We start from the raw sequence: 14,914 nt of genomic DNA, 5'->3' as shown, positions 1-14,914 counted from the left end.
GATGTTAACCTGAACACTCATGTTCGAGTTAAACGCGGTGCTCATTCTCGGCGGATACGGCGCGGTCGGCCGGGAGGCGGCGATGGCCTTGACCGGATACCCGGGCACCAAGGTGATCGTGGCCGGTCGTGACCCCGCCAGGGCGCGCCCCATTGCCGGCACCACCACCATGCGCGTGGACGCCGCCGACCCCGATGACCTGGCCCAGGCGCTGGACGGCGTCACCACCGTCCTCATGTGCGCCGAGATCGACAACGCCCGGGTGGCCCGCGCCTGCCTGGAACGCGGTGTCAACTACGTCGACGTCTCCGCCTCCCACGACCTGCTGGCCGACATCGAGAACCTCGACGACCTGGCCCGGGACCACGGCGCGACCGCGGCCCTCAGCGTCGGTCTCGTCCCGGGGATCACCAACCTGCTGGCCCGCGTCTGCGCCGAACGCTCACCGGGCACCGAGGTGCGCGTCGGCGTGCTGCTCGGCTCGGGGGAGCGGCACGGCCCGGCGGCGGTCGCCTGGACCCTGGACGGGCTGGGGGCGCTGGAGGGGTCGTGGACGATGGGCTTTCCCGCGCCGTACGGCACGCGTACCGTGCACCGGTTCCCGTTCTCCGACCAGTACACGCTGCCCCGCACGCTCGGCGTGCCCGTCGCGCGCACCGGCCTGTGCCTGGACTCCCGCCTCACCACCGGCCTGCTCGCCGCGGCCGGCCGGCCCGCCGTCGCCCGGCTGCTGAGCCGTCCCAGAGTCCGTGACCTGCTGCTGAGGGCGCTGGGAAAGATCCACCTCGGCAGTGAGGGCTTCGCGGTGACGGTCTCCTCGGGTACGGCCCGCGCGTCCTTCAGCGGCCGGCTGCAGAGCCGCGCCACCGGGCACACCGCCGCGCTGCTCATCCGCGACCTGCCCGCGCTACCGCCGGGCGTCCGGCACATCGAGCAACTGGTGGACCCGGTGACCTTCCTGACCGAACTCGCGACCGGCGGGTACGTCCTCGACCTCCATCAGGGACAGGGGTTCTGATAGGCCAGTTCCGGGATGTGCTCCCGCCACTCCGCGGCGGACAGGCCGCCGTCGCGGCGGCAGATCGCGGCGGTGGCGGTGCCCGGATCGACGGTGATCTCGCGCAGGGTCCCGTCGGCGGAGGAGATGAGCAGGGCCGTCCGGTTGAAGGCCACGGTCGGCTCCGACTGGGTGTTGAAGTTGATCGGGGCGGCGATGCGCTGATATTTCCGCCAGTCCCACAGCTGAATGCCCGACTGGCCATCGCCGGCGACGGTGGCCAGCAGCCCGCCCCGCGGGTAAAGGGTGAGAGCGGTGATCGGCGCCATGTTCGCGCTCTGTGGCGGGGCCAGCGGCTTGCGCAACTCCCGATCCCAGAACGTCAGACGCCCGTCGATGCCGCCGATGGCGGCCAGGTTCTCGACGAAGAGAATCTGTCCCTCGGCGCGGGCGTCGGAGGTGTGCCGGCTCATCTTTCCGGTGACCGGATCGACCAGGATGCGCTCCTGTACGGATATGTCCACGAACAACCGGCGCCCGTCCGGCTCGAAGATCAGTTCACCTGACCCCGTCACGGAGGTACGGATCCAGCTCCGCGCTCTCACGTCCCAGAACTCGACGTCGTCAAGCGCCTCTCCGTTGTCCGGTTCCGGATTGAACGGGGCGATGGCAACCGTTCTGCCATCAGGGGAGAAGACCAGGGACGTGACCCCTTTGGCTCGCCCGCTTCGGATGCGGAACGCGCCGATCCTGCGGCCGTTCGTGGCGTCCCACAAGGTCACCATGGGGGACAAGGGGTGGACGAGCGCGAGCGTGCGCCCGTCGGGGCTGAACACGGGGCCGTACGTCGTCTCCTCAGGGTCCTCCTCAGGAAGATTCTCGACAGGTAGCGGTCCGCTCACGGGTTTCCGGGCGGCGACATCCCAAAGGCGCACCTCCGACCTGCCGTTGCGGCGATCCGTCGTCACCAGGAAGCGGCCGTCGGGGCTGAGCAGTCGCTCGTCGCCTCCCGGAGCGAGCACCTCGGGGTGGGTGTAGGGGGAGATGTCCAGGACGTTCACCGTGCCGAACCGGCCGAGCACCCGCAGCAGCCGGGCGTCCGGCGAGATGCGCGTGTCGGCCCCCACGACGTTGGGCGGCAGCGGGGAGCTCATCAGCATGGTGCCGTCGTCCACCCGCCACAGGGTCACCCGCCCCTCGGCCTGCGTCCCGACCAGGAACCGGCCGTCGGCGCTGAACTCCACCCGTTCGGAATCCGGGAACAGCGGGCGGAGCACCTCTTTGCCCGAGGAGACGTCGAACAGCCGGATGCCGCCGGTGGTGGCGACGGCCAGGCGCCTGCCGTCCGGGCTGAACGCGCCATCCGCGGCGGTCGCCGGCAGCCAGGGAGCCCGGAGCGGCTTGCTGCGCTCGAAGTCCCAGAGCTCCACCCGTCGCCCCGGGCTCGTCCTGTTGCGGGACGTCAGCGGGTCGATCATCCATTCTTCGGCCGGCGCCTTGCTGACCAGGGCCAGCCGGCCGTCCGGGCTGATGGCGCTGACCGGCTCGTCGCGCACGCGTTTCCCGTCCGCGACGCTCCACACCTCGTGCGTGTCGGCGCGGATCCCGATGAGAAAGCGCCCGTCAGGGCTGAACTCCATGGAGTCGAGCCGGGGCAAGGACACGCCGGCATCCGACAGGCGTCCGCCGCCGATGGTCCGCAACCGGGTGTTGCTCCCGTCGTCCACCGCCACCGTGCGGCCGTCAGGGCTCCACACCACGGTCCAGATCTCCGGCCCGCTCCATGGCGCGTTCGCGATCTCCCTGTTCGTGGTCAGGTCGAACACGCGCAGGGCGCCCGGCGTACCGGAGGTGTAGACGGCCAGTTTGGTGCCGTCCAGGCTGAGCCCCTGCACCAGGTCGGTCGCGTCGTACGGGGCGGTGAAGACGTCCACCAGGGGCAGCGCCATCGAGTCGATCAGCTCGCTCTTCGCCTCGGGGACCGGGGCGATCCGCCAGGCCGCGGCGCTCAGCCGGCGGGCCAGCTTCGGGTCGCTCATCCGCAGCGCGGCCGCGCGCCGGGCGACCAGCCGGGCGGTCGCCTCCGCCAGCCGGTCGTCGGCCAGATCCGCCTGCCGGAAGGCCACCCCCGCCGCGACCATGGAGGCCACCAGCAAGACCACCACCACGGCCGAGACCGCGACCCGCCGGTGGGAGGTGCGCCGGGCCAGCGCCGCGCTCGCGTCGAGGAAGTCCCGCTCCAGCGGCGTCAGCTCGTCGTCGCGATCACCCGCCTCCAGGAACAACTTGTCGGCGACGGCCAGCCGGCCGCCCCGATACAGCAGCCCCGCATCACGGCCATGCTCCTCCCACGCCCGGGCCGCCTCGGTCAACTGCCGATGCGTGCGCAGCCGGTCGCGCCCTTCGTCCACCCAGCCCCGCAACCGCGGCCACGACTCGATCAACGCCTCGTGCGCCAGCTCCACGCTGTCCTGGTGCAGCGTGAGCAGCCGGGCCCCGGCAAGCTGCTCGATGACCAGCGCGGTGTCGGCCTCCCCATACGGGTCCAGCTCCGCGCGCGCGGCCGGACGACGGGTGTCCTGCGCCTGCTCACCCGGCTGGATCAACCGCAGCAAAATCCGCCGGGCGATCCTCGCCTGCGCCGGCGACAGCCCGGCGTGCAGCTCCTCGGCGGTGTGACTGATCGCCCCGTGCACCCGGCCCACGCTCTCGTAGGCGTCCAAGGTCAGCATCTTGCCGGTACGGCGCCGCCACACCTCCCGCAACGCGTGCGACATCAGCGGCAGCGCCCCCGGCTCGTCGGCGACGTCGGCGACGATCTCGGCCGTCAGCGCCCGCTCCACCGTCAGCCCCTCGGCCATCGCCGGCCGCACGATCGCCTCCCGCAACTCCTCCGCCCGCATCGGCCCGACCAGCAGATTGGCCGCACGCAACGCCGCCGTGAGCTCACGATGCTCGGCACAGCGCCCGTAGAAGTCGGCGCGCACCGCGATCACCACTCGCGTCCGGCTCCCCGGCCGCCGCGCGCCCAGCAGCACATCGATGAACCGCGCCCGCTCGCCCGGATCCCGGCAGAGCGTGAACACCTCCTCGAACTGATCCACCACGACCAGCCGGTCTCCATCACCCTCGGATATCCGATCGGCGTGCCGCATCGGATGCTCGCCCGGAGTCACCACCAGGCTCCGCTCCGCCGCGGGCACCAGCCCGGCACGCAACAACGACGATTTACCGCTGCCCGACGGACCGAAAACCGCGGCGAAACGATGCCGTAAAAGCAACTCCCGCAATTCCTCGACCAGCCGCTCCCGCCCGAAGAAACGACCCGAATCGCGCGCACCGTACGGCGTCAAACCCAGATAAGGCCCGGCCGCACCTTCCTCGTCCGCCCGCTCGCGGGCCCATTCATCGGCGGCCTGCCGCCATCGGCGTTCCCACTCGGAAACGTCACCATCGCACGCCTCGACAAAGGCCAGAACGACCGGCAGGGAAGCCAGCCGCTCACCCGCCGCCGCCTGCGACAGCGTGGTCACCGAGTAACCCGCCCGCTCGGCCATCGCCCGATAGGTCAGGCCACCCGCCGTCCGGCGCAGCTCCCGCAACTCCGAGGCGAAACGCTGCACCGGCCCCGCCGCCGGGTCCACCGGGCTTTCGCGACGACCCGCCACCGCTACCGGGCTCCGATCGCCAAGGGAAAGGAGCCGTACACCGAGAAGAGCATTGTTTGCCTGCCTGATCAGGGGTGCCGAACAATCATGCCGCCACGATCCTGGTACCACGGGCTCCGGCGGGCAAGCGGGCACCGGCTTGCTCGCGGACCTGGGTCGTTGGCATTATCCCCGCTTGATCGATCCCCTGAGGAAGGACCTCCATGCGTACGAGCGCCAGAGCCGCCGCCCTGATCTTGACCGTCCTGACCGCGCTGCCCGCCACCTCCGCGCAGGCCGCCACCGCGGCCGGCCGGGCCTATGTCAATGGTGCGACCGGCATGTGCCTGGCCGTGGGCAAGGGAGAGGCGAAGGCGGGTAAGCCGGTGATCCAGTGGCCGTGCATCGGGAGCAAATCGCAGCGCTGGATTTACCGGGCCGGCCGGCTCGTGAACGCCAAGACCGGGATGTGCCTGGCCATGGGGCGCGGTGAGAAGAGCCCGGGCAAGCACGCGATCCAGTGGCCGTGCACAGACGGCGGAAAGGCGCAGGAGTGGGACTACAACGGTCAGCGGCTGTACAACAAGGCCACGAAGATGTGCCTCGCCATCGGGCGCGGCGAGAAGCGCAAGGGCAAGAAGGCCGTTCAGTGGCACTGCGCGAAATCCGCTGAGCAGACCTGGACCCGGCGTTGACCGTTCAGCAATAGGACCGGGTAACGCTGGCGACATGGTCTGTGACGGAAGAGGGTCAGTAATGGAGAAGCGCCGGCGCCCGGGCCGCATTTAGCGTGATCGCCATGAATTCACCGTCTGACGACCGGCCGAACCACCCCACTCGGCCGGTCGTCAGACCATCTACGAAGGAGGTCTCATGAAACGGCGACAATGGGGTGCGGCTGATCCACCGCCGGCCGTCCATTGCCTTGCCATTCTCCAGGCCGGACCCTCGCGGGTGACGCCTGACACCCACCAGCCGTGGGGACGCCCATGGTGAGCGTGCTGGTGGTCGACGATCAGGTGCTGATCCGGGCGGGTCTCGCCGCGCTCATCCGCGCCGCGCCCGGCCTCGACGTCGTTGGGGAGGCCGCCACCGGCCAGGAGGCCGTGGAACTGGCGGCGGCCCTCCGGCCCGATGTCGTGCTGATGGACATCCGGATGCCCGGAATGAACGGCCTCGCCGCGACCGAACGCATCCTGGCGGCGGGCGGGGAGCGGGCGCCCAAGATCCTGATCCTCACCGTCTTCGACATCGACGAGTACGTCTACACCGCGCTGCGCCTGGGCGCCGGCGGCTTCCTGCTGAAGGACACCCCGCCCGAGCGGCTGATCGCCGCGATCCACACCGTGGCCGCCGGTGACGTGCTGCTCGTGCCCAACGCCGTCAAGAGGCTCGTCGAGGCGTTCGCCGACGCCCCGAAGGTCGCCCCGCCGGAGGTTCCCGACCTGGCACTGCTCACCAAGCGCGAGACCGAGGTGCTCCAGGCCGTCGGGCGGGCGATGTCGAACAGGGAGATCGCGGACCGGCTGCTGGTGAGCGAGGCCACGGTCAAGACGCACCTCAACCGGCTCATGGCCAAGCTCAACCTGTCCAGCCGGGCGCAGGCCGTGGTGCTCGCGTACGAGTGCGGGCTGGTCAAACCCCGCCGCGCGGGCGCCTAGCGGAAAGAGAACCGATCGCGCGGTGGCCTGCGATAGGCGATATGTGACCATATTTCGTGGCGGTGGCGTGACCCGGGCGCTGGTGGCGTTCGAGGCCGGGCGGCTGCTGCGCAGCCCGATCCTGTGGGGCGCGACGGCGCTCGCGCTGGTCGTGGCGCTGGTCCAGAGCATGGCCTGGCTGCCCGACCTGACGATGATGACGATCGACGCCGTTACGGCCTCGGCCATCATCGCGGCGGCCACGCTGATGTCGGCGAGCCTGGCCGCCGGCCGCGACGGCCGGCACGGCATGCCCGAGACGCTGGGCGCGCTGCCGGCGCCGGCGGAGGCGCGTACCCGGGCCGTGGTGCTGACCGCCCCGCCCGTCGGCGCGGCGCTCGCGGCCCTGATGATCTCCGCGTACCTGCTGTTCCCGTGGCGCCCCGGTCCGCTCGCCGGGCGGTTCGACGTCGGCGAGGCGCTCACGGGCGTGGCGCTGGCGGCGCCGGCGGCGGCCCTCGGGGCCGTGCTCGCCCGCCTCCCGCCCGGCTCACCTGGCCTCCTGTCCGGCGCCGCCGTGGAGGCCGTGGTGTTCGTGCTGGCCGGCTTGGCCGGGGCGGCGCCCGCCGTACGCGGAACCCAGGGCAAACCGGCCGCGCTGGCGGGCGCCGCGGCGCTGCTCGTCCTCTACGCGGGGGTGCCCCACTGGGGCGGGTGGCTCGTGGCGGTGCCGTTCGCGCTGCTGGTCCTGGCCCTCGCCCACCGGGACGTACGCTGAGTCAGGCGAACAGCCGCGCGACCAGCTCACCCCTGCTGGACACCCCCGTCTTCCCGAACACGGCCTTCAGGTAACCGCGCACGGTATGCGGGGAGATGACCAACTCCGTGGCGATCTCGGCGGTCGGCAGCCCCTGGGCGATGAGGCGGGCGACGTCAAGCTCCCGTGGCGTCAGCCCGTAGGCTTGGGCGGCGATGACCGCCAGGTCGGCGGGGGCCGTGGGCTCGATGACGACCGCCACCGGGCCCGGCCGCCCTCCCGGACCGCTGAGACATGAGGCGTGGCAGGTCAGCCACCGGCCGTCGACGGTGCGGATGCGTACCCGGGCACGACCGCGATCCCGGCCGCCGGCGCGAAGGCAGCCCCGGGACAGGGCGTCGGACGGGCCGGATCCGCGACGGCTCATCGCCGCCGAACGACCGGTGCTGGCCGCGCACCGCGTCTCCATGTGGGGCCACAGCGTGCTCAACGCGCTGGACGACGGCTCGGTTGAGGCATGGGAGACGCCGGTCACACTTTGCCGTACGGCGTCACACTCGGACGTCCGCAACCGCTCTCCATTGGTGTGACAGCGAACGACGAGCAGCGCACCGAGACCTTCCTCGACCATCGCGAGCTTCTGTTCTCCATCGTGTACGACATGCTGGGCAGCGTCGCCGACACCGAGGACGTGCTGCAGGAGACCTGGCTGGCCTGGACCTCCAGGACAGGTGAAGCGGTCAGCCACCCGCGCGCGTACCTGGTCCGGATCGCGGTCAACCGGGCGCTGAGCCGGCGGGCCGCGATCAGCCGTCGCCGTGAGGAGTACATCGGCCCCTGGCTGCCCGAGCCGCTGGTCGAGCCGGAGGGTGACCCGTCCGAGCGGGGCGAGTCGGTGTCCATGGCGCTCATGGTGGTGCTGGAGACGCTGACCCCGCTGGAGCGGGTGGTGTTCGTGCTGCACGAGGTCTTCGGGTACGCCCACACCGAGATCGCGGGCATCCTCGACCGCAGCCCCTCGGCCGTACGTCAGCTCGCCCATCGCGCCCGCGAGCACGTGCAGGCCCGCCGACCCCGCTACCGGGTGGACCCGCGGGTGCGGCGGCAGGCGACGGAGCGGTTCGTGGCCGCGATGTTCGGCGGTGACCTGGAGGAACTGCTGCGGCTGCTGGCCCCCGACGTCACGCTGTGGGCCGACGGCGGCGGTAAGGCGCCCGCCGCCGGTCCCCGCCCGCTCCACGGCGCGGATCGGGTCGCCCGGCTGCTGATCGCGCGGGCCGTCGCGGTCCTGGACGTCCGTTACCGGCAGGTCAACGGCGAACCCTCGGCGGTGCTGTTCATGGGCGACTCGCCGTTCGCGGTGATCGTGCTCGACCTCACCCCGGACGGCGAGCGGGTCCGCGCCGTCTACGCCATCACCAACCCCGACAAACTCTCTCAAGTAGATAGGACGATGTCATGATCCTGGTAACCGGAGCGACCGGCCTGGTCGCGCGCCCCCTGGTCGAGCTGCTGGTCGAGGCGGGTGCCAAGGTGCGTGCCGTCACCCGTACACCTGAGAAGGCGGTGTTCCCCGACGGCGTGGAGGTCGTGGACCGGCCGGACGCCCTCGACGGCGTCACCTCGATCTTCCTGCACCCCCGCGCGGTCGCCGACGGCGCCCCCGAGCTGCTGGAACAGGCCAGGCGGCAGGGAGCCACGCGGGTGGTCGCCCTGTCGGCGATCAACATCGACGACGACCTGTCCGAGCAGCCGTCCCGCTTCAGGGGCGACCGGAACAAGGAGGCCGAGCAGGCCGCCGTCGCCAGCGGGCTGGAGTGGGTGAGCCTGCGGGCGGCGTCGTTCGCGATCAACACGCTGACCTCGTGGGGCGGCCAGATCAGGGCGGGCGACGTCGTACGCGGGGCGTACGCGGGCTTCGAGGAGGCGCTGCTCGACGAGCGGGACCTGAGTGAGGTCGCCGCCCGCGCGCTGCTCACCGACGAGGTGGTCGGGCAGCGGCTGGAGCTCACGGGACCTCAGGCGCTCACCCACACCGAGTCGGTGGAGATCATCGGTACGGCGATCGGCAGGCCGCTGCGCTATCAGGAGATGCCGGCCGAGATGGTCGCGCGCGGCATGATCGAGCGCGGGCTCCCGCAGGCGTTCGTCACGGCGCTCATGGCCAGGTACGCCCGCGGCGGCCGGGCACGGGTGACGGGCGAGGTGGAGCGGGTCCTGGGCCGCCCCGCGCGCACGTTCGCCCAGTGGGCCGCCGACCACGCCGCCCTAGTGAACGGGCGTTGACGGTCGGGAAGAGTTCACCGCACTTTTGACGATCTAGGTCTTTTGTCGGTCGGGAGGAGGAGCGACCATGGCGATGTCCGCCGCGCCACACAAGGAGGCCCCGTGCACCCACTTTCCAGGCTCGCCGTGCTCCTCGTCGCCATCACGTCCCTCATCGGCCTGGCCGGCGTCGCCCCCGCCGGCGCCACCGTCTACAACTCCTGCACGATCTCGCGGTGCGCCGACGCGCGCTCCGCCAGGTCGATCTGGGCGTCCAAGGGCTACCCCACCACCAGGACCTGGTACTCCTGGCCGGACGGCCACTTCCTCTAAGCCCACTCTAGCCCCGCCATCGTCCCCGGCAAACCCGGGGAATCTAAGAGTTTGGATGGGCGTGATCGCAATGCGGCAGATTAAGGAACCCTTCATACGTTCTCAGTCGCCTCACGTACAGGGCACAACCCGCACAACTCGTGGATTGCATACCAGCCCAACCAGCAGGAAACATCGGGCGATGTCGGGCCGAGGGTCACGGAGGACACAGGCCCGCGTTTCCTGGGCGCGGTCAGGCCGTAACAGCACCGAGGCTTTCATAGAAGGGGGAAAGAATAGGAGGAACTACACCGGACTCAAGTGCGCGCTCTGCGACCGGAAGCCAAGAATATCCAAAGATATCCGCAATGTCTATTGCTCGTTGCAACAATATTTGTGCCGCTTCTATGGATTGTGCTTGCGCAGTTACAATACTAAGACCGAAAAGCCCTTGAGCAAAAGAGGCTCGATTCCCCGACTGTTCCCAGAGAGAACATGCCTCACTAAGCCGGCTTGCGGCCTCTTCGTAATTCTCCGCATAGAATTCTAGCCATCCCCAATGATCCAACATGGGAGCCAGGCATGCAGAATCAGATAGCTGCCGAAAATGCTTGCTAGCAGCACGGTAATCCTCGATGGCCTCGGAAAAATATCCGAGCTTAGCATTAGCGTCTGCTCTCTGAGACAATGCGCCACCCAAACAGTGCTCGTCCCGAACCATCCGGAACAAGCGTATTGCCTGCGTGAGATAAGCCAACCCTTCGTTGTATGACTCGTTTTTATGGCTCAAAGAGGCAAGGCCAACAAGAGCGCGCCCCTGGCAGTGTTTGTCACGCTGCGCAACAAAGCACAGTCTTGCCTTGCTATAGGTCTCCTTCGAAGCATCAAAGCGCCCCAAATAGAGCTCTACCTTGGCGAGAGCAAGGCGCGCATTGCCTTCTTCATGAACAGCGCTCGCGGATCTCGCAAGTTCTACTGAACGCCTCAAAATTCCTAGAGCTGCTTCTTTTTTTCCACCATGGCTTAGAACCCATCCAAGCTTCTCCAACACCTTTGACTCAAAGCGAGGGCTACCGACATCTCGCGCAAGAGTGAGAGCCTCGTCAAGCCACGACACCGGCCTGTCCGATTCGATCGGAAACTTAGTGCTAACATGCACAAGATTGGTAAGGGCGTCGATGAGATGCTTCTTATCGTCTGATTGCCTTGCCGCCAACAACGCATACGCAGACAGCTGTCGCCATGCTGTCGCATGAAGGCGACGTTCAAAGAACTTGTTCATATAGGAAGCAATGTCTACGACTGACTTATATAGACCATGGCGGTAAGCATCTCCCGCGAGGGAGACAATCACAGGATGCTCAACTTCCAGCCAATCGATAGCATCCTGCAACGTTTCGAAGAAGTTACATACGCACGAACGGACGTTCCCTTCGTAGATATGCCCATCGGCGTGCGACACCACCAAGATGTACCAGCGAACAAGCTTGCTAAGGTACTCCTTTACACTATCCTCGCCCTCGTCCGCTTCTAGACACTCCCGAGCGTAAGCTCGCAAAAGATCGTGCATACGATATCGATCAGGCGATGATGAGGGTTCCACTAGGTTGGCCTCTACGAGCCTGTCTAGCGCCGCGAGCGGATCTATCGCATCGCCCCAAAGAGCCGAAGCCGAGGTGATCGAGAACCCCTCCGAAGCACAAACACCAAGCCTTCTAAATATCAGCTTATCAACTGCATCTAGAGAGTTATAGGAGAGCGAAAAACTTGCCCGAATCTCCAAATCGCCAGCTTGGAGCATTTGCAGGCGATTACGTTCATCTGATAGCAGCTTAACATAATATGAAAATGTCCAATTACTTCTACTGCGAAGCTTATTTGCGGCAATCCTCAGTGCCAGTGGAAGTCCGCCACACAAATCAGCGAGTTGGTTACATTCGGAAAGTTCAGCCTCCACCCGTTCATTTCCAACGATTCTCTTAAAAAGAGCAGTACCTTCCAAGGCGGTGAGGTTTGATAGGTGTACTGGCCGTACACCGACAAGGCCCGCGAGGTTTTTCCTGCTGGTGATGATGATTGCACTCTCACCCATGCCGGGAAGAAGCGGTCTTACCTGTGATTCGCTGGCTGCATTATCGAGCACGATAAGACAGCGCCTCGTTGCGAGTGCTGTGCGATACTGTGCAACCTTATCTTCGAAGCCATTCGCGATTTCGTCGCCAGAGAAACCGAAAGCTCGCAGAAGACTTTCCAAAGCTCGCGACGGTGAAAGTTCGTCAGCTTCCAAATCTTCAAGATTAATGAATATCTGACCGTCAGGAAAGTGTGACATTAGGTCGTGGGATAGCTTAATAGCCAGAGCCGTCTTTCCCACACCAGGTTTTCCTGATACCGCAATGGATCTGGTTGATCTTTCTGTCCCTTGCAAAACCTTACGCAGATCTCGCAAGTGTTCATCTCGCCCCAGGAAATCTGGATCATCAGGGGGGAGCTGTGCAGGAAGAACAGCAGCCTGAAGATGCGCGCTGCTTTTATCATGGTGCTCGGCGAAATTTGCACCCCCATAGACGCTCTCGATGTTCACCAAGTTGCGTAGGCTTGATATTTTCTGAGCCTTTTTCCGGCTTGCTTTTTTTCTGGAGTTGCCCATTGCCAGCGCGATCCCGTTGGAGAATTCTAGAAATTCATGTCCCCATGCACCGTCTCAACATTGACTACTTTTCCAATTTGCGCGCCTTTATAGTCATTGTATACTCGGGAGATAACTTGAGAACCACGAGGATCTCGCCCTTCGCATTCGACAAAATCCTTTACCATATCTGCAAAGTCGGTATCGCTCTGCATAGCTCGCGCTACTTGAATGGCCAGCTGATCCACCGATGCCTCATCCTCAGGCTGCGCCTGAACGCGTTCCAGGGCGGCTTGTGCCGACGACTCTCCCGTGAAGCGATCACGGATGGTGACGACCATCCGTTCAACGCTCGCCCAGGTACTCGCCCCTGCTTCGCTAAGAAAGCCTTGGGCGATCAACGCCGCTGCGGCACTAGCAAGTAGCGCGATGTCCATCTTGCACCATCCCGTCTTCGTGTAGATGCAATCCTTGAATCGGTATCCCCATCGGTATGGTTACACATGTAGTGCCCGTGTTCCGCAGATGCGTAGCGAGACAGCACAGATCATGGCTTCGAGCTGCGAAAACGTCGTCGGCATGCTGATGCGGCGTGTCGCTAGGCGTAAGTTGTTCTGCCTGGGCCGGCTCGCCACTGAGTGGGCGCCTCCCAACCATCCAGCCAGGCCATCCCCACGTGGGGTTGTCTACCAGCCGAGAACGCTTCAGTCTGCCCCCGTCCAGTGCGCCGATACCTCTACTGTAGGGGCTGAAGTGATCACCGCCTTGCGACTCAAGGGGAACTGGGTTGTGAAGGGTTACATGCAGGTCCTGACCACAGTGCCGAGCGCCGATGAGGGCGTTGCGCTGGCACGTAGCATCGCCTCGGAGCGCCTGGCCGCCGGCGTACAGATCATCGGGCCGATCCGGTCCCTGTACTGGTGGCAAGGCTCCCTGCGCGACGGGGAAGAATGGCAGTTGGTGATCAAGACCAGGCAGCCCCTGCTCGCCGCGCTTGAGAGCCACATCAAGGCCAACCATAGCTATGAGACGCCGGAAATCGTCGCAATCGAAATCGTTGCGGGAAGTGCCGAATATCTGGATTGGATCAGCGAGGAGACGCGGAGAATTGACGCTTCGTAACAGCCAACTCTTCTAGGAAGACTCTGACGGCTGGTTGAGTCTGCCAACGCCTGAGCGCTTCTCCGAGAACGAGAAAGCGCGGCAGCCAGATTCCAGATTCTGTCTCGCGAATGACAGCGAGACCTTCCCTGGCTGCTCTGACTGCCTCTGTTACGGAGCCATGCACAATATGTGCCGTGGCAATGTCGCCGAGTATGATTCCTGCCCGCTTTCTCTCTACATCGGGCAGTCGTGCAATGACCGCGCGCGCTACCGCTTCCGCTTCATCTAGTCGGCCGATTTGGGCATAGGTAGAGATGTGGAAGGAATCAAAGCGATCCTGGTCTAGGAATCTCGTCCATACGCGGTCCTCTTCTGGATCGGCGATATTGAAGGCTTCACGCGCCTCATCCCATGATCGCAGGGCTGCTTCTGTTTCTCCAAGTGCCGCGCTCTCTTCGGCATGCCTTGCAGCCAGCCATGATGTAGTTCCGGGCGACGTATCTTGAGGCAAGTGCTGTAGTGCGCTCGCCAACAGAGCACGCGCCCGCCCGTGGTTTCCCTTGCCGCTTGGAATATAGCTTCTATACCCAAATGCGCACGCGATGATCGCCGCATCGCCGGCTTCCTTTGAAGCCTTTTCGGCGGTGTCGTACAAGTTCCGTGCCGCAGATATGTTGCCCAGGTCTGTTGCGATCCAACCGGCGAGCACGCTGCTTTCACCAGCAACTACGATCAAGCGCTTGCGAAGCTCGTCCTTAGGGTCGGTGGCTGTACCATTGAGGATTGTGCCGACCTCGTTCAGATGGGCCGCCAGGCCCTTGAAAATCGTGTGTGCGGGCAGCATCTCTTCGAGGCGGTGAAAACCGGCGGCTCTCGCCTCCATCTCGCGCACCACTGCTTCATCAATAGCGCTTGGCTTTGACAGAGCAAAGGCGACTTTCTCCCATGCCTCACTTTGAGCTAGCGCAGACTGGGTACCGAGTTGTGCAACCATGGCCAGCAATTCGCGGCGCTTCAACGGCTCGCCCCTTTTCCCGATGGCTTCAGCGAAGAGTTGCAGGTCAAAAGTGTCTGTAGGGATTTGGACTCCGTCACTGACGACCTGCGCACCCCCCTTGCCACCTGAGGACGACAAGCCCAAATGACGCCGTAAAGTGCCAGGCATGCCCAAACCGCCAGCAAACTCCTCAAATGTATGCTTTGCGGTCGGGACGCGCTTTCCGCTCTTGTACTCGCTGATGCGCCCTTGCGATCTGCCGGTGAGGTTCGCGATCTGACCTTGGGTGACGCCGTACTTGTTCAGGATGCGGATCACACCGCCGAGATCACGACGCTTGCACGCATCCTCCATGTCTTGACGTGCGAAAACGGTGTCGAGCACCGATCGGAGGTGCTCTTGATCCATCGTCATGGCGGCGTTCCGTTCCCCTGGTAGCGCGCCTTTGCGGGACTAGTGGAGCCCATCTAGTCCATCACACCGTGAGATATCACGGTGAGATTCTTCGGAACGGGTTTGCTTGGAAGCCTCACATCAGTTCGCGGCGCAGGTCAGAGCCGATCCGA

At 65.5% G+C, this 14,914-nt stretch carries 13 protein-coding genes; 8 read left to right on the top strand and 5 right to left on the bottom strand.

Annotated features, from left to right (window positions below; translation table 11 throughout):
* Nucleotides 1-19: 19 nt before the first annotated feature.
* On the top strand, nt 20-1,018 hold the full coding sequence (locus C4V41_RS50470) for a saccharopine dehydrogenase family protein (protein ID WP_103963213.1): 999 nt from the start codon (nt 20-22) through the stop codon (nt 1,016-1,018).
* On the opposite strand, the gene C4V41_RS50465 is transcribed toward C4V41_RS50470, so the two are convergent.
* Nucleotides 1,000-4,665, bottom strand: a complete 3,666-nt coding sequence (locus tag C4V41_RS50465; RefSeq protein ID WP_160150673.1) for an nSTAND1 domain-containing NTPase — start codon at nt 4,663-4,665, stop codon at nt 1,000-1,002. The genes C4V41_RS50470 and C4V41_RS50465 overlap by 19 nt on opposite strands.
* A 203-nt stretch (nt 4,666-4,868) precedes the next feature.
* Here C4V41_RS50465 and C4V41_RS50460 point away from each other — a divergent pair, with 203 nt between their 5' ends.
* From C4V41_RS50460 to C4V41_RS50450, 3 genes are all read left to right on the top strand, one after another.
* Nucleotides 4,869-5,339 carry an RICIN domain-containing protein gene (locus tag C4V41_RS50460; protein ID WP_103963211.1) on the top strand — a complete coding sequence of 157 codons (471 nt, stop codon included), beginning with the start codon at nt 4,869-4,871 and terminating at the stop codon, nt 5,337-5,339.
* Nucleotides 5,340-5,621: 282 nt separating this feature from the next.
* Nucleotides 5,622-6,305: a response regulator gene (locus C4V41_RS50455; RefSeq protein ID WP_407670165.1), complete on the top strand. Its 684-nt coding sequence runs from the start codon at nt 5,622-5,624 to the stop codon at nt 6,303-6,305.
* Between the two features lie 43 nt (nt 6,306-6,348).
* A complete protein-coding gene (locus C4V41_RS50450) occupies nt 6,349-7,062 on the top strand; it encodes a hypothetical protein (protein ID WP_146104103.1) in 714 nt (237 codons plus the stop codon).
* Nucleotide 7,063: 1 nt separating this feature from the next.
* Here the strand turns inward: C4V41_RS50450 and C4V41_RS50445 are convergent, their stop codons facing one another.
* Nucleotides 7,064-7,612: a helix-turn-helix domain-containing protein gene (locus C4V41_RS50445; protein WP_235030892.1), complete on the bottom strand. Its 549-nt coding sequence runs from the start codon at nt 7,610-7,612 to the stop codon at nt 7,064-7,066.
* A gap of 15 nt (nt 7,613-7,627) precedes the next feature.
* On the opposite strand from C4V41_RS50445, the gene sigJ reads away from it, so the two are divergent.
* From sigJ to C4V41_RS50425, 3 genes are all read left to right on the top strand, one after another.
* Nucleotides 7,628-8,503 (top strand): RNA polymerase sigma factor SigJ, encoded by an 876-nt coding sequence (gene sigJ / locus C4V41_RS50435; protein WP_235030891.1) that lies wholly within the window; start codon nt 7,628-7,630, stop codon nt 8,501-8,503.
* Nucleotides 8,500-9,327 (top strand): NAD(P)H-binding protein, encoded by an 828-nt coding sequence (locus C4V41_RS50430; RefSeq protein WP_103963206.1) that lies wholly within the window; start codon nt 8,500-8,502, stop codon nt 9,325-9,327. Before sigJ ends, C4V41_RS50430 begins: the two co-directional genes overlap by 4 nt.
* Before the next feature lie 102 nt (nt 9,328-9,429).
* Nucleotides 9,430-9,639 (top strand): hypothetical protein, encoded by a 210-nt coding sequence (locus C4V41_RS50425; protein ID WP_146104102.1) that lies wholly within the window; start codon nt 9,430-9,432, stop codon nt 9,637-9,639.
* Between the two features lie 232 nt (nt 9,640-9,871).
* Here C4V41_RS50425 and C4V41_RS50420 read toward each other — a convergent pair whose 3' ends face one another.
* Both C4V41_RS50420 and C4V41_RS61270 read right to left on the bottom strand, forming a co-directional pair.
* Nucleotides 9,872-12,268, bottom strand: a complete 2,397-nt coding sequence (locus C4V41_RS50420; protein ID WP_103963272.1) for an ATP-binding protein — start codon at nt 12,266-12,268, stop codon at nt 9,872-9,874.
* A 26-nt stretch (nt 12,269-12,294) separates the two neighbouring features.
* A complete protein-coding gene (locus C4V41_RS61270; protein ID WP_146104101.1) occupies nt 12,295-12,684 on the bottom strand; it encodes a hypothetical protein in 390 nt (129 codons plus the stop codon).
* Between the two features lie 316 nt (nt 12,685-13,000).
* Between C4V41_RS61270 and cutA the strand changes: the two genes are divergently transcribed.
* Nucleotides 13,001-13,369: a divalent-cation tolerance protein CutA gene (cutA, locus tag C4V41_RS50415; RefSeq protein ID WP_200824795.1), complete on the top strand. Its 369-nt coding sequence runs from the start codon at nt 13,001-13,003 to the stop codon at nt 13,367-13,369.
* Here the strand turns inward: cutA and C4V41_RS61265 are convergent.
* Complete coding sequence (locus tag C4V41_RS61265) at nt 13,335-14,762, bottom strand: helix-turn-helix domain-containing protein (protein ID WP_146104100.1); 1,428 nt, start codon at nt 14,760-14,762, stop codon at nt 13,335-13,337. The genes cutA and C4V41_RS61265 overlap by 35 nt on opposite strands.
* Nucleotides 14,763-14,914 lie beyond the last annotated feature (152 nt).

The organism is Nonomuraea solani (assembly GCF_900108335.1).
Lineage (GTDB): Bacteria > Actinomycetota > Actinomycetes > Streptosporangiales > Streptosporangiaceae > Nonomuraea > Nonomuraea solani.
Note: the sequence above shows the minus strand (reverse complement) of the source record. Positions and strands in the feature narration are given on the sequence as shown.

Bases quoted from the DNA above. Each gene is read 5' to 3' on its own strand.
- C4V41_RS50460 (WP_103963211.1), top strand. From the start codon at position 4,869: ATGCGTACGAGCGCCAGAGCCGCCGCCCTGATCTTGACCGTCCTGACC.
- C4V41_RS50430 (WP_103963206.1), top strand. From the start codon at position 8,500: ATGATCCTGGTAACCGGAGCGACCGGCCTGGTCGCGCGCCCCCTGGTC.
- C4V41_RS50470 (WP_103963213.1), top strand. From the start codon at position 20: ATGTTCGAGTTAAACGCGGTGCTCATTCTCGGCGGATACGGCGCGGTC.
- C4V41_RS61270 (WP_146104101.1), bottom strand. From the start codon at position 12,684: ATGGACATCGCGCTACTTGCTAGTGCCGCAGCGGCGTTGATCGCCCAA.
- C4V41_RS61265 (WP_146104100.1), bottom strand. From the start codon at position 14,762: ATGACGATGGATCAAGAGCACCTCCGATCGGTGCTCGACACCGTTTTC.
- C4V41_RS50420 (WP_103963272.1), bottom strand. From the start codon at position 12,268: ATGGGCAACTCCAGAAAAAAAGCAAGCCGGAAAAAGGCTCAGAAAATA.